This is a genomic window from Allomuricauda sp. d1, assembly GCF_039592695.1.
Taxonomy (GTDB): domain Bacteria; phylum Bacteroidota; class Bacteroidia; order Flavobacteriales; family Flavobacteriaceae; genus Flagellimonas_A.
Window position 1 is genome coordinate 717,873 of sequence record NZ_JBBUTK010000001.1, and the last position, 26,098, is coordinate 743,970.

The 26,098-nt window shown below is 42.3% G+C and carries 26 protein-coding genes; 6 read left to right on the plus strand and 20 right to left on the minus strand.

The window, feature by feature from the left end; genetic code table 11:
- The first annotated feature begins 3 nt into the window (after positions 1–3).
- A complete protein-coding gene (locus AAAH86_RS03410) occupies positions 4–714 on the plus strand; it encodes a response regulator transcription factor (protein WP_343486096.1) in 711 nt (236 codons plus the stop codon).
- A gap of 54 nt (positions 715–768) precedes the next feature.
- On the opposite strand, the gene AAAH86_RS03415 is transcribed toward AAAH86_RS03410, so the two are convergent.
- The 10 genes from AAAH86_RS03415 to AAAH86_RS03460 are packed head-to-tail and all read right to left on the minus strand — an operon-like array spanning position 769 to position 10,057.
- A complete protein-coding gene (locus tag AAAH86_RS03415; RefSeq protein WP_343486097.1) occupies positions 769–2,103 on the minus strand; it encodes a gluconate:H+ symporter in 1,335 nt (444 codons plus the stop codon).
- Positions 2,103–2,594 carry a gluconokinase gene (locus AAAH86_RS03420; RefSeq protein WP_343486098.1) on the minus strand — a complete coding sequence of 164 codons (492 nt, stop codon included), beginning with the start codon at positions 2,592–2,594 and terminating at the stop codon, positions 2,103–2,105. Before AAAH86_RS03420 ends, AAAH86_RS03415 begins: the two co-directional genes overlap by 1 nt.
- A complete protein-coding gene (gene miaA, locus AAAH86_RS03425) occupies positions 2,587–3,510 on the minus strand; it encodes a tRNA (adenosine(37)-N6)-dimethylallyltransferase MiaA (RefSeq protein ID WP_343486099.1) in 924 nt (307 codons plus the stop codon). Before miaA ends, AAAH86_RS03420 begins: the two co-directional genes overlap by 8 nt.
- Positions 3,507–4,355: an ion transporter gene (locus AAAH86_RS03430; protein WP_343486100.1), complete on the minus strand. Its 849-nt coding sequence runs from the start codon at positions 4,353–4,355 to the stop codon at positions 3,507–3,509. The genes miaA and AAAH86_RS03430 overlap by 4 nt, the downstream gene beginning before the upstream one ends.
- A complete protein-coding gene (locus AAAH86_RS03435; protein ID WP_343486101.1) occupies positions 4,342–5,631 on the minus strand; it encodes an exonuclease domain-containing protein in 1,290 nt (429 codons plus the stop codon). The genes AAAH86_RS03430 and AAAH86_RS03435 overlap by 14 nt, the downstream gene beginning before the upstream one ends.
- 9 nt (positions 5,632–5,640) lie before the next feature.
- Positions 5,641–6,300 carry a YggS family pyridoxal phosphate-dependent enzyme gene (locus tag AAAH86_RS03440; RefSeq protein ID WP_343486102.1) on the minus strand — a complete coding sequence of 220 codons (660 nt, stop codon included), beginning with the start codon at positions 6,298–6,300 and terminating at the stop codon, positions 5,641–5,643.
- Between the two features lie 46 nt (positions 6,301–6,346).
- On the minus strand, positions 6,347–7,582 hold the full coding sequence (locus tag AAAH86_RS03445) for a DUF1015 domain-containing protein (RefSeq protein ID WP_343486103.1): 1,236 nt from the start codon (positions 7,580–7,582) through the stop codon (positions 6,347–6,349).
- Between the two features lie 3 nt (positions 7,583–7,585).
- Positions 7,586–8,473, minus strand: coding sequence for a 3-hydroxybutyryl-CoA dehydrogenase (locus AAAH86_RS03450; protein WP_343486104.1), 888 nt, complete (start codon positions 8,471–8,473; stop codon positions 7,586–7,588).
- Between the two features lie 18 nt (positions 8,474–8,491).
- Positions 8,492–9,052, minus strand: coding sequence for a hypothetical protein (locus tag AAAH86_RS03455; protein ID WP_343486105.1), 561 nt, complete (start codon positions 9,050–9,052; stop codon positions 8,492–8,494).
- Between the two features lie 39 nt (positions 9,053–9,091).
- Entirely contained in the window at positions 9,092–10,057 is a 966-nt protein-coding gene (locus AAAH86_RS03460; RefSeq protein ID WP_343486106.1) for a Gfo/Idh/MocA family oxidoreductase, read from the minus strand.
- 114 nt (positions 10,058–10,171) lie between these two features.
- Between AAAH86_RS03460 and AAAH86_RS03465 the strand changes: the two genes are divergently transcribed.
- Positions 10,172–10,813, plus strand: a complete 642-nt coding sequence (locus AAAH86_RS03465; protein ID WP_343486107.1) for a protein-L-isoaspartate(D-aspartate) O-methyltransferase — start codon at positions 10,172–10,174, stop codon at positions 10,811–10,813.
- Here AAAH86_RS03465 and smpB read toward each other — a convergent pair.
- Positions 10,810–11,271, minus strand: a complete 462-nt coding sequence (smpB, locus tag AAAH86_RS03470; RefSeq protein ID WP_343486108.1) for an SsrA-binding protein SmpB — start codon at positions 11,269–11,271, stop codon at positions 10,810–10,812. The genes AAAH86_RS03465 and smpB overlap by 4 nt on opposite strands.
- Before the next feature lie 100 nt (positions 11,272–11,371).
- Between smpB and AAAH86_RS03475 the strand changes: the two genes are divergently transcribed.
- The gene (locus tag AAAH86_RS03475) at positions 11,372–12,115 is read left to right on the plus strand and encodes a DUF6503 family protein (RefSeq protein WP_343486109.1); all 744 of its coding nucleotides are present in this window, start codon (positions 11,372–11,374) and stop codon (positions 12,113–12,115) included.
- On the opposite strand, the gene AAAH86_RS03480 is transcribed toward AAAH86_RS03475, so the two are convergent.
- Positions 12,112–12,666, minus strand: a complete 555-nt coding sequence (locus tag AAAH86_RS03480; protein ID WP_343486110.1) for a phosphoglycerate mutase family protein — start codon at positions 12,664–12,666, stop codon at positions 12,112–12,114. The two genes, AAAH86_RS03475 and AAAH86_RS03480, sit on opposite strands and share 4 nt — an antisense overlap.
- A gap of 50 nt (positions 12,667–12,716) precedes the next feature.
- Between AAAH86_RS03480 and AAAH86_RS03485 the strand changes: the two genes are divergently transcribed.
- Positions 12,717–14,492 (plus strand): PorP/SprF family type IX secretion system membrane protein, encoded by a 1,776-nt coding sequence (locus tag AAAH86_RS03485; protein ID WP_343486111.1) that lies wholly within the window; start codon positions 12,717–12,719, stop codon positions 14,490–14,492.
- Positions 14,493–14,498: 6 nt separating this feature from the next.
- Here AAAH86_RS03485 and AAAH86_RS03490 read toward each other — a convergent pair whose 3' ends face one another.
- Complete coding sequence (locus AAAH86_RS03490) at positions 14,499–15,095, minus strand: TetR/AcrR family transcriptional regulator (protein ID WP_343486112.1); 597 nt, start codon at positions 15,093–15,095, stop codon at positions 14,499–14,501.
- A gap of 108 nt (positions 15,096–15,203) precedes the next feature.
- Positions 15,204–17,804, minus strand: a complete 2,601-nt coding sequence (clpB, locus tag AAAH86_RS03495) for an ATP-dependent chaperone ClpB (protein ID WP_343486113.1) — start codon at positions 17,802–17,804, stop codon at positions 15,204–15,206.
- Positions 17,805–18,108: 304 nt separating this feature from the next.
- Between clpB and ytxJ the strand changes: the two genes are divergently transcribed.
- Positions 18,109–18,498 (plus strand): bacillithiol system redox-active protein YtxJ, encoded by a 390-nt coding sequence (ytxJ, locus tag AAAH86_RS03500; RefSeq protein WP_343486114.1) that lies wholly within the window; start codon positions 18,109–18,111, stop codon positions 18,496–18,498.
- A 70-nt stretch (positions 18,499–18,568) separates the two neighbouring features.
- On the opposite strand, the gene AAAH86_RS03505 is transcribed toward ytxJ, so the two are convergent.
- On the minus strand, positions 18,569–19,777 hold the full coding sequence (locus AAAH86_RS03505) for a hypothetical protein (RefSeq protein ID WP_343486115.1): 1,209 nt from the start codon (positions 19,775–19,777) through the stop codon (positions 18,569–18,571).
- Between the two features lie 239 nt (positions 19,778–20,016).
- Here AAAH86_RS03505 and glyA point away from each other — a divergent pair, with 239 nt between their 5' ends.
- Positions 20,017–21,291, plus strand: a complete 1,275-nt coding sequence (glyA, locus tag AAAH86_RS03510) for a serine hydroxymethyltransferase (RefSeq protein ID WP_343486116.1) — start codon at positions 20,017–20,019, stop codon at positions 21,289–21,291.
- Positions 21,292–21,303: 12 nt separating this feature from the next.
- On the opposite strand, the gene AAAH86_RS03515 is transcribed toward glyA, so the two are convergent.
- From AAAH86_RS03515 to AAAH86_RS03535, 5 genes are all read right to left on the minus strand, one after another.
- Positions 21,304–21,966 (minus strand): hypothetical protein, encoded by a 663-nt coding sequence (locus tag AAAH86_RS03515; RefSeq protein WP_343486117.1) that lies wholly within the window; start codon positions 21,964–21,966, stop codon positions 21,304–21,306.
- A 165-nt stretch (positions 21,967–22,131) separates the two neighbouring features.
- Positions 22,132–22,803 carry a histidine kinase gene (locus AAAH86_RS03520; RefSeq protein ID WP_343486118.1) on the minus strand — a complete coding sequence of 224 codons (672 nt, stop codon included), beginning with the start codon at positions 22,801–22,803 and terminating at the stop codon, positions 22,132–22,134.
- Between the two features lie 22 nt (positions 22,804–22,825).
- Positions 22,826–24,760 (minus strand): sensor histidine kinase, encoded by a 1,935-nt coding sequence (locus AAAH86_RS03525; RefSeq protein WP_343486119.1) that lies wholly within the window; start codon positions 24,758–24,760, stop codon positions 22,826–22,828.
- Between the two features lie 263 nt (positions 24,761–25,023).
- Positions 25,024–25,191 (minus strand): hypothetical protein, encoded by a 168-nt coding sequence (locus tag AAAH86_RS03530; protein WP_343486120.1) that lies wholly within the window; start codon positions 25,189–25,191, stop codon positions 25,024–25,026.
- A gap of 156 nt (positions 25,192–25,347) precedes the next feature.
- Entirely contained in the window at positions 25,348–26,076 is a 729-nt protein-coding gene (locus AAAH86_RS03535) for a LytTR family transcriptional regulator DNA-binding domain-containing protein (RefSeq protein ID WP_343486121.1), read from the minus strand.
- Between the last annotated feature and the right edge of the window lie 22 nt (positions 26,077–26,098).

Sequence of the window (26,098 nt, forward strand, 5' to 3'; positions counted from 1 at the left end):
ATTATGGAAACTGAAAACAAAAAAATATTGCTAGTTGAAGACGATCCCAATTTCGGGATTGTATTGAAAGATTACCTTTCGATGAATGACTTTGATGTCGTTCTCGCCAAAAATGGTATGGAAGGCTTTGAAAAATTCAAAAAAGACAATTTTGATGTCTGCATTCTAGATGTCATGATGCCTTATAAAGATGGCTTTACCTTGGCCAAAGAGATTCGTGAGAAAGACGAGAACATCCCCATTATCTTTTTGACGGCAAAGACCATGAAAGAAGATGTCTTGAAGGGCTATAAGGCTGGGGCAGATGACTACCTGAACAAACCATTTGACTCAGAAGTGTTGTTGATGAAACTTAAAGCGATACTTCAAAGAAAAGCATCCAACACGCTTGCAGACAGCAAACAATTTGAGTTTGAAATAGGAAACTTTCATTTGAATTCAAAGCTTCGTTTTTTAAAATATAAAGATGAAGAACCCATTAAGCTGTCACCCAAAGAAAATGAATTGCTACGTCTTTTGGCACTACATGAAAATGATTTGATGCCTCGCGAATTGGCACTGACAAAAATTTGGAGGGATGACAACTACTTCACCTCACGGAGTATGGACGTCTACATTGCCAAATTGCGCAAGTATTTGAAGCGAGACGATAAAGCTGAGATTCTGAACATTCACGGTGAAGGCTTCCGTTTGGTGGTAAAGAACGAGGCGTAGCTAATAGTCAGGAGCATCAATAGAAAACAAGACCGCTTTTTATGAGCGGTTTTTTTATGCCAGCAGATAAATGAGTGATACGGTCAAGATACCAGTGAGTGCAAGTAGCGTGGTCATCATCGTCCAAGATTTGAACGTTTGTTTCTCTGAAATTCCCAAATATTGACCGACCAACCAAAAACCGCTATCATTGACATGCGAGAAGATACTTGCACCTGAGGCAATCGCAATTACCATGCACGCAAGTTCAAATTGACTTAATTCTGAATTTATCAGCAAAGGCGAAACAAGCCCAGCCGCTGTAATCATTGCCACAGTTGACGATCCTTGAATGATGCGCACTATGGCCGCACCGACGAAGGCAAATGCCAAAATGGGGAAGCCGATACTGCTCAATGAGGTTGCCAAAAGCTCGCCAGCACCAGTGTTGGTCAACACCTGTTTAAAAACTCCGCCAGCTCCGGTCAATAAAATGATGGTTCCTGCTGGGGCCAGTGATTTTGTGGTAATCTTAAAAAGTTCTTGTTTGGTGAAACCGCGTTTGATTCCAAAAAAATACCATGCCAAGATATTGGCAATGATCAATGCCGAAAACGGATGCCCAATTAAAGCGATCAAGTTCAAGAATATCTTATTTTCAAGCCCCAAAAGGCCACTTGATGAAGCAGTGTTGAGCAGAATCAATAAGATGGGGATTCCTATGATCAACAATGTCAAACCTATTGGGGGCAAGGCTTTGATTTCATTTTCTTCAATCTGGGACGGTGCCTCAACATGAATTTTTTTTGAGATGAACTTTCCAAAGACAAGTCCACTGACCAATGCTGTGGGTATCCCGACCAAAAAACCGACCAAGATGACCCACCCCAACTCGGCACCAATAATCTCAGCGACTGCAATCGGCCCAGGAGTAGGGGGAATGAAGGCATGGGTAATGGCCAAACCCGCTAGCAGTGGAATCGCATAGAGCAGCAATGATTTTTTTGTCTTCCGCTGTAGGGCATAGATCATGGGCACCAAAATGATGAAGGCCACATCAAAGAATACGGGTATCGCTATGAGGAATCCCGAAACCACCATGGCAGTTGGTGCATTTTTCAATCCGAATTTACCGACCATGAAATTGGCTATGGCCTTGGCACCGCCTGAAGCTTCTAGAATGGCTCCGAACATGGCCCCAAGACCCACTACCGTTGCCACAAAGCCAAGCGTATTGCCCATACCCAGTTGAACGGTTTCAATGATTTGTCGGGCATCCAAACCCGCAATAATGCCGACGGTGATGCTACCGATAAGTAAAGCGATAAAGGCATTGATTTTAAGGCGTAGGATTAAAAAAAGTAAAAGGGCAATCCCAGATATGATTGCAATGATAAGATTGATTTCCATCAGTTCAGGTGGTTTAGAATGGTTTGTACCATTTGTTTTGGCGTTTCTGAAATCGATACGGTAATCGCTCCACTTGGTGGTTCTAAGGTATCAAATTGCGATTGCAACATGTCTGCAGCCATAAAATGGCCCTCGCGTTGTTGCATTCTCGCCTTGATTTCTTCAAATGAGCCCCTGAGGTACACGAATGCTACCTTTTCTGCAATGCTATCTGACAATAGTGCTCGGTATTTTTCTTTAAGTGCAGAACAAGCAATAACAGCTCCGTCTCTTGTATGTTCTTTGGCCAATTGGTTCAATGATTTGAGCCATCCGAATCGGTCATCATCATTCAATGGCTCACCTGAAGCCATTTTCTCAATATTTTCTTTGGGATGAAAATCATCGCCGTCAAAAAAAGGACTGCTCAATGTTGCGGCCAACATTTTTCCGATGGTGGACTTGCCCGAACCTGAAACCCCCATGACAAATATGATGCGTTTTTCAGGCATTTTCTACAGTTTGTATTCGGTGCTGCAATTTCTCAATGATTTCTTCGAGCGGAGCATCGTGCTGTACCCATAAAATGGACTCGTTCTTGCGATACCAGGTCAATTGCCTTTTGGCGAACCTGCGGGTGTTTTTTTTGATTTCCTCAATGGCGAAATCCAAATCACACTTTCCGTCGAAATAGGCAAAAAGTTCGCGATAGCCAACGGTTAGCAATGCGTTGCGTGATTTGTGAGCATAAAGATTCTTGGCCTCCTCCAAAAGTCCGTTCTCAATCATTTGGTCAACCCGTTTGTTGATACGGCCATAAATTACATCCCTATCTGCTGTGATTCCCAAATAGACAGTCTTGAAGGGTCGGGATGCTTTTTCACTACCCAAAAAGGTAGAATATGGTCTGCCCGTACCACGGCATATTTCAAGAGCGCGGATGAGCCGATGCGGATTTTCTGAATCTACTTTTTGATAATACTGTGGATCTGCAATTTTTAGTTCTTTTTGGAGTGCCTGGAGCCCTTCTTCTTTGAGTTTGGTGTTCAAGGCAATACGAATTTCTGCATCCACTTCGGGAAAATCATCCAATCCATCGACCACGGCATCTACATACAGCCCGCTTCCACCTACCATGATTAAAATGTCTCGGGTTTTGAAAAGATTTTCTAAGAGCAATAGGGCATCCCGCTCAAAATCACCTACTGAATAGCTCTCGTGTATGCTTTTATGTTGTATGAAATGGTGTGGTGCCGCTTGCAGCTCTTCTTTTGAAGGCACAGCGGTGCCAATGCTCATCTCTGTATAAAACTGTCTAGAATCCGCAGAAAGAATTTCGGTATTGAAATGTTGTGCGAGTGAAATCGCCAACTTGGTCTTGCCGATACCCGTAGGCCCAACGACTGCAATCAATACTTTTTTGCTCATAATGGTTCACCACAATTATAACAGTGTTTTGCGTTATCGCGATGACCTTCTTTTGAGCAACTGGGGCATGACTGGGTGTTGGTGTGCACCACGGTCATGGCATCACTTGATTTTTTCTTTTTACCGTGTTTTGAAAATTCAACGGTTACTATTCCCGTGGGTACTGCGATGATGCCATATCCTAAAATCATGATGATGGTCGCAATGAGCTGACCCAAATTGGTCTGCGGTGCAATGTCACCGTATCCCACAGTGGTCAACGTGACTATCGTCCAGTAGATACTTCGCGGAATGCTGGTAAAACCCGCCTCATCGCTTTCAATCATGTACATAATGGTGCCCATGATGACCGATAGAATCAGCACCACATAAATGAATACCGCAATTTTTGCTCTACTGGCCTTTAGGGCGTGTTTCAATTGAGAGGCTTCACCCAAGAATTTGACCAGTTTCAATATTCTGAAAACGCGGAGCAACCTAAAAGCCCTTACCGCCAAAAGCACCTGAGAGCCTGCAAGAATGTAAGACAAATACAGCGGAATGGTCGAAACAAAGTCAATGATGCCATAAAAACTGAAAATATATTTGAAAGGCTTTTTGATGCTGATGACCCGGGCTATATATTCAAAAGTGAAGAAAATGGTGACCACCCACTCCAGTGCCAGTAGCACCCGGTGGTATTTGGCATCGATTTCGTCAACGCTCTCCAACATGACCAAAATGACACTGACAATAATGAGAACGAAAAGGGCAATGTCAAAAAACTTCCCTGCTGGGGTATCGGCTTCATAGATGATTTCATGAAGGCGGTTTCGCCAACCCGTGTGTACCTTATGCTCTTTCAAGGTTATGGTTTAGTTCAATGATTTTCACCCTGTGCTTTTGACGGAGGTACGATTCGATGATGAAAGTGGTATTTGAATCGCTTTCCATAGGGGTAATCAATGATTCCAAGATAGTAATATTATTGATTTGATGGTTGAGTTCAATGAACCCGACACCTTGTAATCGTCCGTTTTTAATGAATACAACACTCTTTTCTCCGATGTCACGACCTTTGTCCATCAGCAACATATTTCTATTTTGAATACTGTATTTTGACTGTATTTCTTCTATTCTTTCAGGTCTTTCCGAAGCGGGAATATCGTGAATACCGATTTTGGAGATAAAATTTTTGGATGCCTTGAGTGTACCGAAACTGCTGATACGGTCGCTTTGACCATTGGCTTTTTCATGGCGAAGTACCAAAAGGCTATTTTCGTCTTGTTGGGGATAGACTCCGTAGTACTTTCCTTTAAACTTAGATGGTTTGTTGTACTTGGGTTTGTTTTTTTTGATTTCTTGATACTCTTTCAGGTGGGCGACCAATTCACTGCCTGTCAATTCAAAACTTATTTTTTTGGTCTCTTTTTGTAGGCTTCGACCCAATTTGCCGGGACTGATAAAATGTTGATTAGCTTTTCTCTTTATATTCTTTGACTTGCCAAGAAAAATGATTTCCCCGTCTTTGTCATGCATATAGTAGATGCCTGTTTCGGTAGGGAGGCTTTCAATAATGTCCAATTGCCTTGGTGAAAGTTCGCCATGTGTCTCTTCCCGAATCACCGATTTGATGATGGATTTATCCACGTCTTTGGCCAACAATAGCTTGAACAGTTTGAGTGTGGCCAACGCATCGCCATTGGCTCGGTGACGGTCACTGACCGCTATGCCCAAAGAGCGTACCAATTTGCCCAAGCTGTGTGATTCAGCTTCTGGAATAAGCTGCTGCGACAAATCAACGGTGCAGAGTGTCTTTCGTTGAAAATCATAGCCCAACCTACGGAATTCAGTACGTAGAATGCGATAGTCAAACTGGGCATTGTGGGCCACAAGAACGGCATTCTCGGTAATCTCGATGATACGCTTTGCCACCTCATGAAATTTTGGGGCTGTACGTAACATTTTGTTGTTGATCCCCGTTAGTTTGGTGACAAAAGCTTGGATTTCACGCTCAGGATTCACAAGGCTGATGAACTTATCAACCACCTTGTGCCCATCGAAACGGTGTATGGCAATTTCCATGATGCCTTCCTGGTTGTATTTTCCCCCGGTGCTCTCAATGTCTAAAATGGCATACATGGATGTGCTTTACGAATAGTTTCTGGCACCAAAGATACTACTTCCGATTCTGACCATGTTGCTCCCCTCTTCAACAGCGATATGATAATCGCCGCTCATCCCCATGGATAAAATTGAAATCTCTGGCAACTGTGTTTTTGTTTTGTCAAAGACAGATTTGAGATAACGAAACTCTTTTCTGATTTGGTCCATGTTGTCGGTAAAGGTTGCCATGCCCATCAATCCCTCAATCTTGATGTTTTTCAGGGATTTAAATTCGGATGAGGTGGTAATTTCGTTCAGTTCTTTTTCATCCAAACCATATTTTGTCTCTTCCTCAGCAATGTGCATCTGTAACAAACACGGAATGGTACGATTATGCTTTTCGGCCTGCTTGTTGATTTCTTTCAGCAACCGGAAGCTGTCAACCCCGTGCACCAATGCGACAAACTCGGCCATGTATTTGACCTTATTGCGCTGCAAATGGCCAATCATGTGCCACTCAATGTCTTTGGGAAGCCCTTGCCGTTTTTCGGCCATCTCTTGCACACGGTTCTCACCGAAAATGCGCTGCCCAGCATCGTAAGCTTCCAAAATCTCTTCATTGGATTTGGTTTTTGACACGGCAACCAAGGTCACATCCTCTGGGAGTGATTTTTTTACATGTTGAAGATTTTCTTTTATCTGCATTTTTTATTCTCAGTAATCAGTAATCAGTAATCAGTAATCAGTAATCTCATAGCTCATAAATCGTCAGTCCGCTTCTGAGTTTTGGTTCAATATAGGTGCTTTTTGGCGGCATGACCAATCCTGCGTCGGCAATGGCCTTTATTTCATCAATGGTGATGGGCAACATACCAAACCCGACGGCAAATTCGCCTTTGTCAATGCTGTCTTTCATCACAATCAAATTGTATTTCCCGTAACCATAGGCAATCCGCTTATCGTTTCTAAGGTCTTTGATGCCCAAAATCGGTTCTAAAATGGTCTTGTAGAGAATCTGGGTGTCCAATTGGCTGAGTTCATCGGTAAAGTTGTAGATTTTTTTTCGTAGGTAGAGGGAGTAAAAATCCCCATCCAAATACATACTGAAATGATGCTTTTTTGATGGTTTGTACACATCGTCATCGCGCTTTTCTATGCGGAAATGGGTATCCAACCGAACCAAGAACTCTTTTTTTGACAGTCCGTTCAAATCTTTCACCATTCGATTGAACTCAAAAATCTTTATTTCTGATTCAGGAATCAAGTAGCTCATAAAAAAATTATACGCCTCACCGCCTGAGTGTTTGCTGTTTGCTTTTTCAGAGTTTTCGGCCAGTAGATTTGATGAGGCACTGCGATGGTGGCCATCGGCTATATAGAACGAATCAATACCTTCAAATGCTTTTTTGATATGGTTTACAGTCTTTTCATCGTAAACACGCCATAATCGATGACGAATTTTATCCGTTGTGGTAAAATCGTACTCTGGCTCTTTTGAGACCTCATTGTCAATGACCTTTGAAATAGTTTCATCTTGCTGATAGGTCATCAATACGGGCTCGGCATTGAAACCAACGGTTTGCAGGTATTCTGCAAACAGCTTTTCACGCTTCAAAATGGTATCCTCATGTTTTTTGATGACATCGTTTCGATAATCTTCAACGCTTGTGGCGCAAAATAGCCCCAGCGTTTTGAAATCTCCCATCCCAATTTCATAGAGATAAAAACTGGGTTCTTCATCCTTTAGAAAAATACCGTCTTCCAAAAACTCAAGATATCGGTTTTTGACCAACTTGAAGCGCTCTTGGCCCGTAACAGATTTACTGAACTTAAAACCAGGGTTGATGATGTGCAAAAACGAAAACGGATTGTACCGCAATACGGCGTTGAGCTCATCTTGATTATATTCTTCATAAGAGCGTGAGGCGACAAAGGCGACTTTGTCACAGGCTGGTCTTATGGCCCGAAAGGGTTTGATCAATGCCATGGGCTAAGCAAATTGGCCGGCTATTTTTTCTGCCTTTCTCGATTCGGAGTAATCGTAAAAACCTTCTCCTGATTTTACCCCCAATTTGCCAGCGGTCACCATATTGACGAGTAATGGACAAGGTGCATATTTCGGATTTTTGAATCCATCGTACATCACATTCAAGATGGATAAACAAACATCCAACCCGATAAAATCAGCCAATTGCAACGGACCCATCGGGTGGGCCATGCCCAATTTCATCACCGTGTCAATTTCATGTACACCTGCAACGCCATTGTACAAGGCTTCTATGGCCTCATTGATCATGGGCATCAAAATGCGGTTGGCAACAAAACCTGGATAATCATTGACTTCCGTCGGGGTTTTGCCGAGCTTTTTCGAAAGCTGCATGATACTCTCGGTGACTCCGTCAGTAGTGTTGTAGCCTCGTATGATCTCAACCAGTTTCATGATGGGCACGGGATTCATAAAATGCATACCAATCACTTTTTCAGGCCTTTCGGTCGCAGCGGCAATCTGTGTTATGGATATGGAGGAGGTATTGGTGGCTAAAATGGTCTTTTCATCACAGATACTATCCAATTCTTTAAAAATATTGAGTTTGATGTCCAGATTTTCAGTGGCGGCCTCAACGACAAGGTCAACATCGGCAACCCCTTTTTTCAGCTCGGTAAACGAGGTGATGTTGTCGAGAGTACTTTTTTTGAGCTCTTCAGAGATGGACTCTTTGGCCAACATCCGGTCCAGATTTTTGGTAATGGTGGCCAACCCCTTGTCAAGTGAGGTTTGCGAGATATCAATAAGATTTACTTCGTGACCGTGCTGTGCAAAAACATGGGCGATTCCGTTGCCCATGGTACCTGCTCCTATAACTGCTATACTTTTCATTTTAATATTTTGTCAAGATTAATGTATTCCAATTATCGGCTTTTTAATTTTAGATAGCTTCCACTCAAAAATGGAAATAAGATTGGACATGCCTTCATCGAATTCAATGGCATTTAACTCTACTCTTAAGTCCAGTCCTCCAGTCCAATGCATTAACTGTAACCCTTGAGTTTGTTTATTTTCATAAATACCAATATGTTGAATAACTCTGCTCCAAAAATTTCTTTTGACCTTTCCAACATATAAAATCTTTGAACTTGGATTAAAACTGTTTCTTAATGAAGGGGTCGCTTTTTTGTCTAAACTATTTAAAGATTTATACTCTTGTAGTTTTTGTCTTATATCAGATGACGATGTGTCAGATATTATTCTAAACCAATAAAGAACTGGCCCTTTCAAATTTCTGAATAGTTCTTGATATGTTTTATGCTCGTCAGTTTCTCTTACTTTTTCAGGGTTTAGACTACTTAGCCATTCACAATCGAAGACATAGGATTTTTGTATAAGTGAATTGTTTTTAGAAACATCTTGTAGAACTTCTATAAGTGTTTCTGAGTATTCTTGGATGATTTTTTGCATATTAATCTGCTTAAGAAATTCACAACAAAAGCCTTGGAATTATTTTCCAAAAGCCTCAATCACCCGCAACGCTACCTGCAGTGCCGCTGTGCCCTGTTTAAGGGTCACCATGGGTTCAGTATTGTTGTTGATGGCATCCGCAAAGGTTTCCAATTCGTCCAGAATGGCGTTGTTCGAGATGATTTCTGGATTTTCAAAATAGATTTGTTTTTTCTCTCCTTCCGCATTTTGCAGGATCATATCAAAATCCCCCGGATTCTCAGGGGCATCCTTCATTTTGACCACTTCGACCTTTTTTTCCAGAAAATCCACAGAAATATAGGCATCCCGTTGAAAAAACCGTGATTTGCGCATATTCTTCAACGAAATACGGCTTGCTGTCAAATTGGCGACACACCCATTTTCAAATTGAATGCGGGCATTGGCAATATCAGGTGATTTGCTGATGACAGAAACACCGCTTGCGTCGATTTTTTTGACCTCTGATTTCACCACGCTCAAAATCACATCAATGTCATGGATCATCAAGTCGAGCACCACGGGCACATCGGTACCCCGGGGATTGAACTCTGCCAAACGATGGGTCTCAATGAACATGGGGTTTTCAATGGTGTCTTTTACAGCCAAAAAGGCAGGGTTGAACCGCTCAACATGGCCCACCTGCCCTTTAACACTATGGTTTCTTTCAAGCTGCAAAAGCTCTTCTGCCTCTTCAGTGGTATTGGTCACGGGCTTTTCAATAAAAACATGCCGCTTTTGCTGCATCGCTTTTTTGGCACAATCAAAATGGGAAAGGGTGGGGGTGACAATGTCCACCACATCCACAGCATCAATCAGATTATTGATGTTGTCAAAGTAGGTGTAACCAAATTCATCACTCACTTTTTTGGCATTGATTTCATCAGGATCATGAAAACCAATGAGTTCATATTTCTCGGATTGGTTCAATAAACGAAGGTGGATTTTGCCCAAATGACCAGCCCCGAGAACACCAACTTTTAACATCAGCTATGGTTTTTTTCAAAAATACGGATATGGGTGCACACCGCATAAAAAATCCAGAATTGGGCTGGCACTTTAACCAGGAACTTTTTTAACTTCGATGCACCAAACCAAAACATGAAAGATACCCATAAACATAAGGGCATGCGCAATCAATTGGCGCAGGTGATTGAGAACAAGGGCATTAAGGCTGCTTCGGCCATCAATGCCATCAAGGCGGTACCACGCCATCTTTTTTTAGACAGTAGTTTTGAAGACCATGCCTATCAAGACAAGGCATTTCCTATCGGTGCCGAACAGACCATTTCACAACCCTACACCGTGGCATTTCAAACAGAATTATTACGGGTCAAACCCAACGATAAAGTCTTGGAAGTTGGCACGGGCAGCGGCTACCAAACAGCCATTCTGCTGCATTTGAAAGCAAAAGTGTATACCATTGAGCGCCAGCAAGAACTTTTTAAGAGCACAAAGCTTTTTTTCGACAAAATGGGCTATCGACCTAAGAAAATGGTTTTTGGTGATGGCTACAAAGGATTGCCTGAAGAAGCTCCGTTCGATGGTATCATTGTGACCGCCGGCGCACCAGAAACCCCAAAAGATTTGTTGTCACAGCTGAAAGTAGGGGGAAGGTTGGTAATCCCTGTGGGCATTGAAGAACAGGTGATGACCCTTTATGTTCGAAAATCGAATAAAGAGTTCGAGAAAAAAGAGATGGGTCTGTTTCGTTTTGTGCCCCTTTTGGAAGACAAGAATTAATTGTTGAAACTCTTTTTGATGCGGGCCAGATTGCGTTTGCTATCCCTATCTTTTATGGTCTCGCGTTTATCGTATTGTTTTTTACCCTTGGCCAAACCGATGTTGACTTTGGCCAAACCCCTGTCGTTGATGAATAGGTTCAAGGGTATGATGGTCAGCCCCGAAGCGGTGACCTCTTTGTGCAGTTTTTTGAGCTCACGTTTGTTCAACAGCAATTTTCGCTCAGCTTTGGGTTTGTGGTTGTAATGTGTGCCATGGCTGTACTCATCAACCTGCATGTTGATGACAAAAAGCTCACCACGGTCGTTGAACTCACAGAAACTTTGCGACAGGTTGGCCTTGCCATTTCGAATGGACTTTATTTCAGTACCCGACAATACGATTCCGGCTGTATATTTGTCCAGAATCTCGTAATCGAATTTCGCCCGTTTGTTCTTTATGTTGATGTTTTTCTGCATGAGGGGCAAAAATAGTGAACTCTAAGCGAGTTCAATAACTCAAAACGGCTGAACTGTAATGTTTCTCTTGGTTTTTCGATTACTGAATCAAAACAATCGAATGAATAAATTCTTCATCTTTCTCATATTGCTGGTTTGCTGTTCTTGTTCAGAAAAGGACAACGAACGTACTGCACAACAGATAATTAACAAATCCATAGAAGTTTCAGGAGGCCATCTTCACGACTCGAGCAAGGTTTCCTTTCGTTTTAGGGATAGAAACTATGTGGCGTACATAAAAGATGGAAGAAAAGTACTGGAAAGGCAAACTACCACAGATTCATTGACCATTACCGATGTCAAGACCAATATGTCTTTTGAACGGTTTTTCAATGACAACTTGATCAGATTGCCCGATTCAGTGGCGAACCGTTACGCCAATTCGGTGAATTCAGTGCATTATTTTGCACGATTACCATATGGCTTGAACGACCCAGCCGTAAACAAAGAATTATTGGGCAAAGTGCCTTTAAACGGAAAGGATTATTACAAAATTAAGGTAACTTTTGCTGAGGAAAATGGAGGTGAGGATTTTGAGGATGCGTATCTGTACTGGTTCAATACAGCAACACTGAAACCTGATTTTCTGGCGTATGAATTTCATGTAGATGGCGGCGGCATTCGCTTTCGAGAGGCCTTCAATGAGCGCTATGTCAATGGTATAAGATTTGTCGACTACAGAAATTTCAAGGCAGATCCAGATGAGGTGGATTTCATGAAAGTGGACAGTCTATTCGAAAAAGGAAGTCTTGAATTGCTCTCAAAAATTGAATTGGAAGCTATTGAGGTAATCCGAGAGCACTAATCCATGCTCAAACGAATGTCGGTGGCGTTGCCATTGATGATTCTGATGATGAAAAGGCTACTGTTGTCATTATCGTCCATCTGGCTGTACTTTTCAAAACCGAGCAATTGGTTGGCTATCACGGGCGTCGTATTGCTATGCCCGACCACAAGCACGTTAAGGCCCTCATTTTCCTTCTTGAACGACTCGATATCCATATCGGGTTCGTAGTATTTTATATCGATGTCTTTCTTGACCGAGGTGGGTGCCGCGGTCATTGACGTACGTTCGTAATTGGTGGAATAAATGGCATCCAAAGCGAGGGGCTCAAAAATATTGGCCCACTGCATAGCACGGGTCAGACCATCTTGGTTCAGCTCTGGATCAGGATTTTCAGGATTTTCTCTATCCTTTTCAGCATGCCTGATCAGATAAAAAGTGGTAACGACAGGTTCTCGGTTGTCTTCATTTACTGTAGCATCATTTTTACAGGCTACCAGTGAACAAATCGTTAATAAAATGAGAGAGAAATTGACGGTCAGACTTCTATTTAAAGGGTATATTCGTTGCATATCGTTTGGTTCAATCCCACTAAAATAAACTTTTCACTTTTATAAACGTCATGCGCAAAGCCTTTGGTATCTGTTTCTGCCTTTTTTTGCTTGTGGGCACACAGGCACAAGAGGTTTCGCTTCCTGAAGATTTGCGCCAACATAACCTGACCCAATTCAATGCGAGCTTGTTGAACCCAACCTATTCATACGATTGGAATCGCCCCCATGCAGCCTCGTTTTGGAGCCGGTGGCAGTGGCAGACCATTGATGGCGATCCTACCACGCTTTTTTTTTCATACACGCATAAGCTAAGCGCTGCTTCCACCATTGGTGGTGGATTCATACAGCATAACACGGGCACCTTTCTCAATACCGGTGGACTTTTGAACTATACCCATGCCATAAACTTTGACCCCAATATCAAACTTCTTCTAGGGGCCAATATTTTGGGTTTTCAGCAAGAATTGGCCGATGACCGGTTCATGCCCAATCCCGATATTGACCTGCCTGTGTTTAGTGAAACCAATGATTTTTTATTACAGTTCACGCCCGGTGCGCGATTGTTGGTCAATAACTTTTCCGTTGCACTGGCACTCGAAAATGCCATTGACATCAACCTTACAGACAGCGACAGAGATGGTCTTGGCAGTATATTTATCGGAGCGTTGAGCAATGATTTCCCCGTTTATTTGTCAGAGGGTCTGGGCAATAGTTTTGTACGGCCGTTATTATATGTAAAAACGATACCGAATGCCGATACCCAAATTGGTCTGAACGCGCTATTTTCAACTTCGAAGTTTTGGTTTCAGGGAGGTTACAACAATTTTTATGGTCCTTCACTGGGGCTCGGACTTACTTTTTTCAAACATTTTTCAGTTGGCGGATTGATGGAATTTTCAACAGGTGATGATTTGGATGGAGAGGATTCTACATTTGAACTGCTGGTATCATACCACTTTGGTAAGGCCAAACCAGACCAAGAAGTTGAATCAGGAGTGGAAGAAGAGGTAAAACTTGCCGATGAGTTGCCCAAGGTGGAAGAAGAGCAGGAAGAACAAGATGAGCAGAAAAGACAACAGGAAGCGGAACGCTTGCAGCGAGAGCGGGATTCAATAAACCAAGCTTTGGCCGAAGCCAAACAGCGACAAGTACAAGATTCCATACGTCGTGTGAATGCGCAACAAAAGCAGCAAAGGGAACAAGATTCCATTGCAATGACCAGACAAAAAGAAGCGGATGCACAACGTGAACAAAAACGATTGGACAGTATCGCCAAACTTCAGCAGCAAGAAAGAGAAGCTGAGGCACTTCGCGAACAGCGACGTTTGGACAGTCTTGCCCAAGTTCGGGAAAAAGAAGCCAGAGCTATAATTGAACAGCGGCGAACCGATAGTATTGCCGAACTACAGCAAGAAAAAGAACAGGCCGAGGCACTTCAGAAGCAGCAACGAGCGGACAGTATTGCTGAACAACAACGGAAAGAAGCCGAAGCACTTCGTGAACAACAGCGATTGGATAGTATCGCCAAACTACAGCAGCAGGAAGAAGTTGAGGTCAAGCCCGGTGAAAAATATGAAGAAGTCACCAGAAATGAAGACGGACTTCAGCCTGGGTTCTATTTGATTGCCAACGTGTTCGGCACGAAGAAATACTTTGACAATTTCATGAAGACGCTACAGGAGAAAGGGCTGAATCCGAAATCGTTCTATCGTAAACTCAATAAGTACAATTACGTATACCTAGAACGTTACGATACGGTTGAAGAGGCACGCAAGGCGAGAGATAGTAAGTTCAATGGAAAGTATCCTGATAAAACTTGGATTTTCAGGGTGAGACTAGAGTAAGAACGATCAGTTTTTAAACTCTCTCTTCACCAATTGCTCTAGATAGGCAGTGGTGTTTGCCAAATACTTACGGTCTTGATTAAGGGTTGCCATGGCAACCGCTCCTTGCAACATGGTAAAGAGCTGTTTTGCAAAGGTCAGTGGGGGTACGGGCAGTTTAAATTCTTGGTTATTTTTCCCATTTTCAAGTACAAGGGCAATTTTACCCTCAATTTCCTTGATGGTTTCTTTGACCGCGGCCGCCAACAACTTGTTGTTGTGCTGGGCATCTGTACCTACACTGAGTATGGGGCATCCCCCAAAGGGAAGTGTGAACGCATCATATTGTCTGTAAAAATCTATTAGGGAAAACACTTTATCAAGTGCTTTTCCATCCACAGATAGCTTTTCGTCCAAAGTTTTCAAGAGGTGGTTTCTGTTGTACTCAAAAGCGGCGAGGGCCAATGCTTCTTTATTCTCAAAATTGCCATAAATAGCACCTTTAGTGAGGCCCGTCGCTTCGGTAAGGTCGCTCATACTAGTGCCCACATATCCAAACTTATTGAATATGGGTGCAACGGTTTCAATGATATAGGCTGTGGTTCTTTCGGCTTTTGTGGTCATTTACGGTTAACTGAGATGCAGGGGTCTAAGATAAAAAAAAAGACATACTGTACGGTATAAAAAAGCCCTTTCCAATTGGAAAGGGCTAAAATTTATTGACATATACCATCAGTTGACCAATTCTGACTGGTTTCTAAAGACCAATTCGTTGTCAAAAGAATCCAACAGTATGATACTGTCACGTTGTAAATTGCCGGCCAGAAGTTCTTTTGAGAGCTTGTTCAACACTTCTTTTTGTATCAATCGTTTGATGGGTCTCGCACCATATTGTGGGTCATACCCTTTTTTGGCTAAATATTCAATGGCCTCATCGGTGGCATCAAAAGTGATGTGCTGTTTGGCCACCATTTTTTTAAGGGCATTCAACTGCAGTTCAACAATTGCTTTAATGTGTGACCTGTTCAAAGGCGTAAACATGATGATGTCATCAATTCGGTTCAAAAATTCAGGGCGCATCATTTTTCGTAACAAACCGAGAACTTCAATCCGGGCTGCAGCGGTGGCACTTTCAACGTCATCAGTATCTTCAAACTTTTCTTGAATGATTTGACTGCCCACATTACTGGTCATGATGATGATGGTGTTCTTGAAATCTGCGACACGGCCCTTATTGTCTGTCAGCCTACCTTCATCCAGTACTTGTAAGAGGATATTGAATGTATCGGGATGTGCTTTTTCAATCTCATCCAACAATACGACAGAATACGGTTTTCTTCGCACCGCCTCGGTCAATTGTCCGCCTTCATCATAACCGACATATCCTGGGGGTGCACCCACCAATCGACTGACCGAATGGCGTTCTTGGTACTCGCTCATATCAATACGGGTCATGGCATTTTCATCGTCAAAGAGGTAGGCTGCCAAGGTCTTGGCCAATTCGGTTTTTCCTACCCCCGTATTACCAAGAAAAAGAAAGGAACCAATCGGCTTTTTGGTATCCTGAAGCCCTGCACGGCTTCTTCTGATGGCATCAGAAACCGCTTGAATGGCCTCTTCTTGGCCCACCACTCGTTTGTGCAGTTCATCTTCAAGCTTGAGCAATTTTTCTCGCTCGCTCTGCAACATCTTGGTCACGGGTATGCCTGTCCATTTGGCGACCACTTCGGCAATGTCGTCGTTGGTCACCTCTTCTTTAATGAGGGTTTCACCACGCTGTTGTTCCGCAAGTTCATCTTGCAACTTTTCAAGCGTTTCTTGAGATTCTTTGATTTTACCGTATCGAAGCTCTGCAACCTTGCCATAGTCGCCGTTTCGCTCGGCACGTTCAGCTTCCAATTTGAAGTTCTCGATGTCTTGCTTGGTCTTTTGAATATTGTCTACCAAGGTTTTTTCGCTTTCCCACTTGGCAAAAATTTCTTTTCGTTCCTCTTTGAGATTGGCCAATTCCAAGTCCAAACTTTTCAACTTCTCTTTGTCGTTCTCACGCTTGATGGCCTCGATTTCAATCTCGAGCTGCATGATTTTACGATCCAAAACATCAAGCTCTTCGGGTTTCGAGTTGATTTCCATCCGCAGTTTCGATGCGGCTTCATCTATCAAATCAATGGCTTTATCTGGCAAGAATCGATTGGTGATGTAGCGCTGTGACAATTCCACAGCCGCAATAACCGCCTCATCTTTTATTCGAACCTTGTGATGGGTCTCGTATTTTTCTTTGATTCCCCGAAGGATGGAAATGGCACTCTCAGTATCGGGCTCATCAACGACCACTTTTTGAAAACGGCGCTCCAAGGCCTTATCCTTTTCAAAATACTTTTGGTACTCGTCAAGGGTGGTCGCTCCGATGGCACGCAGCTCACCACGGGCCAAAGCGGGTTTTAGAATGTTTGCGGCATCCATGGCGCCCTGACCGCCCCCGGCACCCACAAGGGTGTGGATTTCATCAATGAAGAGTACGATATCACCGTCAGAGGTGGTCACTTCTTTGATGACCGATTTCAAGCGTTCTTCAAACTCACCTTTATATTTTGCACCGGCAATGAGCGCCCCCATATCCAAAGAATAAATGGTTTTTTCCTTTAGATTTTCAGGAACATCACCTTGAACGATACGATGGGCCAAGCCCTCGGCAATGGCGGTTTTACCAACCCCGGGTTCACCCACTAGCATCGGATTGTTCTTGGTGCGACGAGAGAGAATCTGTAATACCCGACGGATTTCTTCATCACGGCCTATAACGGGATCCAACTTTCCGTTATCGGCCATATCATTGAGGTTATTGGCATATTTGCTCAACGCGTTATAGGTTTCTTCAGCACTCTGGGAAGTTACCCGCCCGCCTTTTCGCAATTCTTCCATGGCGGCTTCCAAACCTTTTTCGGTGACACCTTGGTCTTTCAATATCTGTGCAATCTTACTCTTTGATTTGAACAGGGCCAACAACAAATGCTCGACCGATACAAAATCATCGTTCATCTTCTTGGCCACAATACTCGCCTCGTTGAGCGTCTTGCCCGCTTCTCGTGACAACATAATGTCACCACCCGAAACTTTCGGAAGGCTTTTGAGTTCCTTATCCAAAATTTGGTCGACCATTGCCGCGTTTACATTGAGCTTTTTCAATATAAAGGGCAACACATTTTCATCTACAGTGCCCATGGCCTTGTAGAGATGCTCGTTTTCTATCTGTTGATGACCAAACTCTTGCGCCAATAACTGCGCCTGTTGAATGGCCTCTTGTGATTTTATGGTGTAATTATTTAAATTCATTTTCAGTTTTTTTTAAGGGAAGCAAGAATCTTACCATCAGAAAAAGGCAGTCAAAATGTCTGTAAATTGTTGAAAACGAACGACATTTCGTCAGAGTGTAAGTTTTTTGGACTTGCTCGACCTATGAAGTGATTTAAACTTTTTCAATTGGCTAAAAAATGATGCTTTTTCACCCTTTTTTCGACTTTTTCTCCTTCCGTAGCTCTGCTATGCAACTCTAAAAAGGCTTCAAAACGGTAAAAAATCATGAATTTTCGCTTCAATCCAAAAAGTTCAAATCACTTCTATACTTTAAATTCGCAAAATGGGATTGTTCGGAAATTTATTCAGTAAAACTAAAGCAACGAAAAAGGAGAAAAATTCTGTTCCATGGATTGCATTGGAGCGTATGGAACAACTGGATGAAATCATCCAAAAATCAAATGAAAAACCGCAGTTGTTGTTCAAGCATTCGACGACCTGTGGCATCAGTAGGATGGTACTGAATATATTTAGTGACAATTATTCCGCCGAGAATGTAGTTGATGCCTATTTTCTCGATTTGCACGCCCATCGTGCCATTTCAGATGAGGCGGCACAACGGTTGGGAGTTATGCACCAATCGCCACAACTCATCGTGATCAAAAATGAACAGGTAACCTACCACGCATCCCATGGTGCCATAACAGAAACAACTCTTCAGGAATTGCTGTAAAAAAATCCCCCGTGATAACCATCACAGGGGACTTTAATTGATTCAAATTCTTATCAGGAAGCTTTGGGCGTTAATCTGAAAAATTCGATTGCGTTAAACTGGAAGTGTTTCTTCTTATGACGTCTTTGAGACGCAATTTTAGGTCTTCGCCTGCATCGTAGATCATCTGCTCGTTTGTCGGAAAAGGTACGGCGGCCAAATCCAATAAGGCAATCAAATCAGTATCCAGTGCTCTTCTATCACCACTATAATTGGCGTAAACATGTTCAAAGATAAATTCGCTTGATAGGGGATAGGCATTGATTTCCTGACCACTGTTCAAATCTATCATGCTCACCTTAGCACCGATCTGGGCACTTTTAAACTGGGTAAACTGATAAAAATTACAACGAACGGTTCTCAATCTATCGATCAAGATTTCGTTGCCCAAGCTGTCTTTTACCACATTGCCGTTATCATCCAACAGCACCTCATGGCCATCTTTGATCTGCTTCTCTCTGATAATTTGCTTTTCATTGACCTGTTCTGGGCTGATGTTGATTTCCTTGAAGTCAACATTCATCGCATAATCATACTTGAAACCTTTGACTGGACTTGTGTGAAATTCCGTCCATAAAGAATTTACGCCATACGTATTGAAGTCGGTAAGCTCTTCGGCCAATCGTTCCGGTATGATTTGTTCCGTATCGTTGTTCAACGCCACTTTCACATAATCTACCCCTTTGGCACGGGCTTCTTCCATTTTTTCCCGTGTATCGGCATAGCCCGGATTGATTTCATACAAATAGTTGAAATCATCGTAGGCATTTCTAAAGTCAAACTTGTTATTGCCCTCCTTCAAAAGCTGGGTTGCATTGGCGTACAGGTATTCTGAAAGCTCAACCTTGGTCTCAAGAATGGCATTGTCAAAATTCTTAAAATCGAACGCCGCTGACCTTTTCTCGTCATAAACGGGTAGCGGAAGCAAAGGCCTGATGCGTTCCTGGATGCTGTTCAACCTTTGATATCCCTTATAAATGGTCTCTAAATTGGCTGGATTGCCTTCTTTTTCCAAAAAGGCGATTCGTTCCAATTCTCGATTCGAATGTTTTTCAAAAGCTTCCTCCAACAACAGCACATATTCTTGGTTTCCTCTTTTTGTTTTGTTTTTGGATAGGTTTTCAATCGCCCTGTTCATAGCGGTCACATATTTACCGGTATTCAGGGCTACTTGTGTTTTCTTGACGCCCCCACAGGCCGCCAAGATGACCAATAGAATGATAAGTAGTGGTTTTTTCATGATGATTCGATTTTATGGTTTGGGGTTATATTTTCAATTGCCGTGCCAAAACACTGTCCATTTAAAACGAAGGGCGTCGAATTATAGTATAATCCATTAAAAGTCAAGTCTTTTCAAAAGGTCAATTTTTTTTTTTGAATTGTTTATTTCCCTTTGATAACTCATTGGTGTTGAGGCTTGGATTTACTCGTAAGAATGGTGCTGATATCGTATTTTTGCGGTTCTAATCCACAATTGAAATGCAAAGAGACACGCGTATTTTTGAATTGATTGAAAAAGAGCGGGAACGCCAGACGAACGGTATAGAACTGATAGCCTCAGAGAATTTCACAAGTCCACAGGTGATGGAGGCCGCAGGATCGGTTTTGACCAATAAGTATGCTGAAGGCTATCCCGGAAAGCGATATTACGGCGGTTGCGAAGTTGTGGATGAAGTTGAGCAATTGGCCATTGACCGTGCCAAAGAGCTTTTTGGAGCAGTCTATGCCAATGTGCAGCCCCACTCGGGCTCTCAGGCCAACGCTTCGGTGTACCATGCCTGTTTACAGCCTGGTGATACCATCTTGGGCTTTGATTTGGCCCATGGCGGCCATTTGACGCATGGATCACCGGTAAACTTTTCGGGCAGATTGTACAACCCTGTTTTTTATGGCGTGGAAAGGGAATCTGGACGTTTGGACTATGATAACATCCAACAGATCGCGGAGAAGGAAAAGCCCAAAATGATTATTGCCGGGGCTTCTGCCTATTCGCGGGATATGGATTTTGAACGATTCCGTGAGATAGCGGATAGTGTCGGTGCGCTGCTTTTGGCCGATATTTCGCATCCTGCTGGCTTGATTGCAAAAGGTGTGATGAACGACCCCATTCCCCATTGCCATATCGTCACCACGACCACGCACAAAACATTGCGCGGGCCAAGGGGCGGATTGATATTGATGGGGGATAATTTTGAAAATCCCTTTGGGATACGTCTTAAAAACGGCAATTTGAGAAAAATGTCTGGCCTTTTGGATTTGGCCGTATTTCCTGGCAACCAAGGTGGACCTTTAGAACACATCATTGCTGCCAAAGCGGTTGCCTTCGGGGAGGCTCTTTCAGATGATTTTCTCCATTACATCGTTCAAGTCAAGAAAAATGCGGAAAGCATGGCGCAAGCGTTTGTGGATAGGGGATACAATGTCATTTCAGACGGTACCGACAATCACATGATGCTCATTGACCTGCGGAATAAAAACATCACGGGCAAAGATGCTGAAAAAGCGTTGGAAAATGGCGACATTACCGCCAATAAGAACATGGTTCCGTTTGATGACCAATCCCCTTTTATTACTTCGGGAATACGTTTGGGTACCCCGGCCATTACGACCAGGGGCCTAAAAGAAGATGATATGGAAACCATTGTCGGTTATATCGATGAGATTTTGATATCCTCTGAAGATGAAACTAAAATCAAATCAATCAAAAGAAAGGTGAACGAACTGATGCAAGACAGGCCGTTGTTCAATCCGTGATGTTTTGGAATTTTAAAAATCAAGCAATAGAAAATCGCCTTCTATGATTTTCTTCTCATTGACATCGTAGACAGTGGCCTCGTTGTTTTGGTTGGAAGAGAAATAAAGTCCCCAAAAATCAAAATAGCTTCTCGGCATATCCAAATTTTGGTTTCGGAGCTTCTCGAGTTTTGGCACATTCATTTCTTCAATAAACACGGGAACAAAAATCTCGTATGGCATTTCGGTCATCGCTTTGGTGAAATGCACAAAGTTGAGGCTCACGGCATTCAAGATGGCATCCAAATAATCGGGAATGCTATTGGGGTATATCTTGGAGATGATAATAGAGGTATCCAGAAAATTTATAGTGAACTCTGAAATATCAATTTCAAGAGAACACTTTTTCCGTAAGGCCAATAATGACCTGTCAAATTGTGAGCGATATTGACGGTCACGTACAAATCCGCCCCAATCACCTCTGTTTAAGTGATGTAGGCTTTCGGTGATTCCAAAATTGCAAGAAATGGAAACAACCAATTCTGTTACTTGGCCAAATTCATTTCGTATGCAGGCAATAGTAGAATCTCCAAAAAAGAACCTATCGAGGTCTTTTCTAAAATCAACAACGGCTTTAGGTGTCTTTTTCTCGTCACCAGAAAACTGTCTTTGAAGAATTGGATTGCGGTTTGACATAATCAATTTTTGGGAGGAACTCATTAACACATAAAGTTACTTCAAGAAAAAATCACGGGATTACACAAAAACCTTAGATTTTCAAAGGTTTTCATAGAAACCGCCTTTGAAAAATGTTAAAGTTTTGTTAAAAGTAGGAATATTTTTACTTTCTGATATGTGAGCTCAAAGAAACCCTTTCTCTTTCGCAGCTGCGATTAGGGCTAAATCGTTTTTGTTTTCAATGCCAAAAAGCGACTTCAATTGACGTTTTCTACTTTCAATGGAGGAGGGGGAAAGCTTGATGAAATTTTCCAAATCTTTGGTTCTCGTGCCGACGGATAAGTGATACAATATCTTCTTGTCTTTTTCATCTAATGCAAAGTTGCTTGACATTCTTTTGCGAATTGCCGCCAAAGCTTTGGCAGAATAATAGGGCGGATTCGTCGCTACGGTGACAACTGCATCTTCAAGCGTTTTGGGGTCAATATCGTTCTTGACCAAATAGCCATCTGGGTCAACGGATTTTAAGATACTGTTGATTCTATAACTATCGCTGAACGATGACATGAACACAATCTTTGATTCTGGCACCACTTTTCTGGCAAGAATACCCAAGTCTTCACCACTTTTTGATTCTTGGGCTTCCGGTGGAAACAATTGTACATCTAAAAAGATGATATCGTACGCAAAGTAATTTACCGAAGCTTCAATTTTTTCCTTACCATCATAATAGGTCTTGGCGGTATCAACAATGATATCAAACTCATCAAGGGATAGACCCTCAAGTATGAATTTGTATCCCAAGATGGTCATTTCATGATCATCGATTGCCAAGATGCGCAGTGTATTTTTCATTTGATTTGGGTCATCTGACGAATCAGGCCTCTTGAAGTTTTCTGCTAGCATTCTTTCTTTCTTCTATGCTGTTATTCCGTTTTTGTTCTTTCGGGATTTTTATTCTGACCGTCGTGCCATTGCCTTTTGAACTTTCTATTAGCAATGTTCCAGACAATTTATCGACCCTTGATGTGATATTTTTCAGGCCAATTCCTTTTTTGGCCTTTTTTACATCAAAACCTTTGCCATCGTCTGCGATGGTCAATTCCAATAATTTTGATTCAGTGCCCAAATTTACGGTCACATTTTCACATTGGGCATGTTTTACACAGTTTTGTAGGCACTCTTGTACAATTCGGTACATATTTATCTTAAGTTCACCCTGTAGCGCATCCCAATCTTCATTTTTCTCATAAGAGAAACTGTTCTGGATACCTGAGGATTCCCCAATGGTTTTGACCAAATCTTCGATTGCTAGAATAAAGTTATGAATTTTTTGGTAAGAAGCATCGTTCAATTCATGTGATATTGTACGTATCTCTTCTTCAAGCTCTTGCAATTTTTCAATAAGCTCTGCTCTTTGGGCAATGGCGGCTTCGTCATCCCTTTCGTTCAGACCGCTCAGAATCAACCTGATGCCCAACATTTGACCCAAAATACCATCGTGCAGTTCTTCAGAGATGCGTTTTTGCTCCAACTGCTTGCCTTCTTGCAGTTTGCCCTGTTGGTTCAACATAAGACCATAAATCTCTTGGTTGGCCTCTTGTTGGCTCTGCTCAAAGCGCAGGCGTTGGTTGTGCGCACGCTGCGTGATGATGATATAGGTCGCTATGGCCATAAGCATAAGGCCAAAGGCAATGCCCGCCCATATTTTTTTCTGGCGGGCCAAGGCCTCATTTTCTTGTATGACCTCGTCGGTCTCCATTTCGATACGGGCAAATTTATCGCGTATGTTCCGTTCTTGGGTTTGCAGCGAATCGCTTAGTGCAAAATAGTACTGTGCGTGTTGGGCACTGTTGGGCCTGTCAATTTTGGTCAACAATTGCACGCTGCTCAACAATCTATCGTTATTGTTGGTTTGTTGTGCGATTTCTTTGGCTTCTGATGCAGCTTGAACGGCTTTGGCCGTGTCATGCCGAGCAATCATCAACTCGGCCAGAAACTCTTGGTTACGGGCCTGGTGGTAGGTGTCGCCCAGACTATCCAACACCTTTGTGGACTTATCAATAAGGTTGGCCATATTATCATAATCGGTATCGCCGCTCTTTAATTTGTTATATGCTAAACTGGCCAAGACTTTTCCATAGGTTCTGGAGTCTTTCGTTTGTAAGCTATCATCAGCAAGAATTTCTTCATAAACCTTAGAACTTTTTGAATAATGATCATTTCGAGAATAGGTATTTGCAATATTCACATTATTATAAATACTATCTAACGATTGGGATTCTTTTGGTCGATATTTAATATAGTCTCTAGCCAGCTTATGGTATTGAATTGCTTTTTCAAAATTGTTCAACCCATTCTGAGTTGTTGCAAGAAAAGTATATGTAGAAAATAATCGGCTATTGATGTTTTTTTCTTTATAAAAATTTATCGCATCTACGGCGTGTTTTTCAGCCCCCACATAGTCCCGGTTTCTATCCTTCACTTTAGCCATAGCATAGAGCATACGGCCGGGATACTCCTTGGCACCTTCTGATAAATCGGCCTTAAAAAAATTGTCATAAGCTTCCTTATAGTAGAAGTAGGCACTGTCGGGTTGGGCGTATTTATAATAATTTCCTAGATCCCAATAAGCTTCCCCTAAGGATTGGTAATCACCAATTTCACTGGCAATGTTGCGCAAATCCGCATTAACTTTTTTGAATTTAGTGGAATCCCCAATTCTTTTATATGCCAAGGAAACTTTTGAAAATAACTTGGTACGGGTCGTATCTGAATTTAAAGTCTCGCTTTTACGTAAAATTTTGTCCAACAATTCCCTTTTTTTTTCTTTAGAGTTGCTGTTATCTCTGGCTTCAGAAAGCCATATAGAAATACTGTCTTTTGAGGTGGAAGCAGAAGTTCTTGGGCTGGAATTTTTGTTTTGACAACTAAAAATTAAGCAGGATAATGCCAACAAAAAAAATAGTTTTTGCATGTGGTTTTTCAAGGTCATTCAGTAAAATCCTACTTTGAAGATACAAAAAAGCCCCAAACTAACTAGTTTGAGGCTTCATAAGTTGTTTTGTATAAGACTTAGCTGCCGCCATCTCTTTCCTCTGATTCAGTGACGTCACCATCCGTAGCATCCGTATCCAAGGTTTCAAAAAGGGCTTCCGTATCTTCAACGCTAGTGTCTGCCTCGCAAGAAATCATTCCCATTCCAAATACCAATACGGCCATAATTGCAAGTGTCTTTTTCATCTTTGTGTCTCGTTTAAAGTGTTAAAATGTAATTAGTTAAGTAATTTCTTACAAGCAAGATATGCAGGGTCAGGGCGATTGCTAAAAAAAGCATAAAAAGTTAGTGCCTATACTTGGTTTGCTAGTATGTACAGGGAGTCTGCTAGAATTAGTGTCTCAAGTGGCCTGAACGGCGTTTTTGGAGAGGATTTGCTTTAAGGTATCTATGCGGTCTAGGTACGTTTTCGAGAAAGGTAAACGGTTTTCATCCACTTTTAGTGTGCAGGTCGCCTTACCGTAGTTGATACGTGATACGTAGTCAGCATTCAAGATATAGCTTTGGTGAATGCGTATAAAGTTATGGGGCAATTGGCTCTCAAAAGTTTTCAAGGTTTTGAACGCACTGATGGTACTGCCATCTTTCATAAAGAAATCGGTGGCATTGTTGTCCGCCTTTAGGTACAGAATATCCTTGGTATTTATATAATGATAATCTCGGTACGATTTTAGACAAAGTGTGACCGGGATATCGGTTTTTGGATTTAATTTTCTCAGTTTGAATATGGTCTTTCGAATCTCCATTTCATCATGGGGCAACAGCCAGTAGTCAAAGAACCCATATTTGAGGGCGTCATAGGCATGCTCTTTTGATTTAGAGAACGCAATAAACAGTGGAACTTCATCGAGATACCGGTGCAACTCTGTCATCATAAGAAAATAGGATGCTGGTTGGCCATCAAGATTGACCAGTACAACGTCGGGAAGAAACTTCATGATTTGGTTCAGCCCATCCTGTGAATCTCTTGCGGTACCATACGATGAGAAGTCACCATAATCCTTGAGCATCAATTGCAATTGTAGGCATGAGGTGGCGTTAGAATCGATTATGATGAATGAATAATCCATACCCAAGTAGATTGCTTGCAAG

What these genes read in the sequence shown, in the direction of transcription:
- AAAH86_RS03410 (WP_343486096.1), top strand. Translation starts at nt 4, where the DNA reads ATGGAAACTGAAAACAAAAAAATATTGCTAGTTGAAGACGATCCCAAT.
- AAAH86_RS03415 (WP_343486097.1), bottom strand. Translation starts at nt 2,103, where the DNA reads ATGGAAATCAATCTTATCATTGCAATCATATCTGGGATTGCCCTTTTA.
- AAAH86_RS03420 (WP_343486098.1), bottom strand. Translation starts at nt 2,594, where the DNA reads ATGCCTGAAAAACGCATCATATTTGTCATGGGGGTTTCAGGTTCGGGC.
- miaA (WP_343486099.1), bottom strand. Translation starts at nt 3,510, where the DNA reads ATGAGCAAAAAAGTATTGATTGCAGTCGTTGGGCCTACGGGTATCGGC.
- AAAH86_RS03435 (WP_343486101.1), bottom strand. Translation starts at nt 5,631, where the DNA reads ATGTATGCCATTTTAGACATTGAGAGCACCGGGGGAAAATACAACCAG.
- AAAH86_RS03440 (WP_343486102.1), bottom strand. Translation starts at nt 6,300, where the DNA reads ATGCAGATAAAAGAAAATCTTCAACATGTAAAAAAATCACTCCCAGAG.
- AAAH86_RS03445 (WP_343486103.1), bottom strand. Translation starts at nt 7,582, where the DNA reads ATGGCATTGATCAAACCCTTTCGGGCCATAAGACCAGCCTGTGACAAA.
- AAAH86_RS03450 (WP_343486104.1), bottom strand. Translation starts at nt 8,473, where the DNA reads ATGAAAAGTATAGCAGTTATAGGAGCAGGTACCATGGGCAACGGAATC.
- AAAH86_RS03455 (WP_343486105.1), bottom strand. Translation starts at nt 9,052, where the DNA reads ATGCAAAAAATCATCCAAGAATACTCAGAAACACTTATAGAAGTTCTA.
- AAAH86_RS03460 (WP_343486106.1), bottom strand. Translation starts at nt 10,057, where the DNA reads ATGTTAAAAGTTGGTGTTCTCGGGGCTGGTCATTTGGGCAAAATCCAC.
- AAAH86_RS03465 (WP_343486107.1), top strand. Translation starts at nt 10,172, where the DNA reads ATGAAAGATACCCATAAACATAAGGGCATGCGCAATCAATTGGCGCAG.
- smpB (WP_343486108.1), bottom strand. Translation starts at nt 11,271, where the DNA reads ATGCAGAAAAACATCAACATAAAGAACAAACGGGCGAAATTCGATTAC.
- AAAH86_RS03475 (WP_343486109.1), top strand. Translation starts at nt 11,372, where the DNA reads ATGAATAAATTCTTCATCTTTCTCATATTGCTGGTTTGCTGTTCTTGT.
- AAAH86_RS03480 (WP_343486110.1), bottom strand. Translation starts at nt 12,666, where the DNA reads ATGCAACGAATATACCCTTTAAATAGAAGTCTGACCGTCAATTTCTCT.
- AAAH86_RS03485 (WP_343486111.1), top strand. Translation starts at nt 12,717, where the DNA reads ATGCGCAAAGCCTTTGGTATCTGTTTCTGCCTTTTTTTGCTTGTGGGC.
- AAAH86_RS03490 (WP_343486112.1), bottom strand. Translation starts at nt 15,095, where the DNA reads ATGACCACAAAAGCCGAAAGAACCACAGCCTATATCATTGAAACCGTT.
- clpB (WP_343486113.1), bottom strand. Translation starts at nt 17,804, where the DNA reads ATGAATTTAAATAATTACACCATAAAATCACAAGAGGCCATTCAACAG.
- ytxJ (WP_343486114.1), top strand. Translation starts at nt 18,109, where the DNA reads ATGGGATTGTTCGGAAATTTATTCAGTAAAACTAAAGCAACGAAAAAG.
- AAAH86_RS03505 (WP_343486115.1), bottom strand. Translation starts at nt 19,777, where the DNA reads ATGAAAAAACCACTACTTATCATTCTATTGGTCATCTTGGCGGCCTGT.
- glyA (WP_343486116.1), top strand. Translation starts at nt 20,017, where the DNA reads ATGCAAAGAGACACGCGTATTTTTGAATTGATTGAAAAAGAGCGGGAA.
- AAAH86_RS03515 (WP_343486117.1), bottom strand. Translation starts at nt 21,966, where the DNA reads ATGTCAAACCGCAATCCAATTCTTCAAAGACAGTTTTCTGGTGACGAG.
- AAAH86_RS03520 (WP_343486118.1), bottom strand. Translation starts at nt 22,803, where the DNA reads ATGAAAAATACACTGCGCATCTTGGCAATCGATGATCATGAAATGACC.
- AAAH86_RS03530 (WP_343486120.1), bottom strand. Translation starts at nt 25,191, where the DNA reads ATGAAAAAGACACTTGCAATTATGGCCGTATTGGTATTTGGAATGGGA.
- AAAH86_RS03535 (WP_343486121.1), bottom strand. Translation starts at nt 26,076, where the DNA reads ATGGATTATTCATTCATCATAATCGATTCTAACGCCACCTCATGCCTA.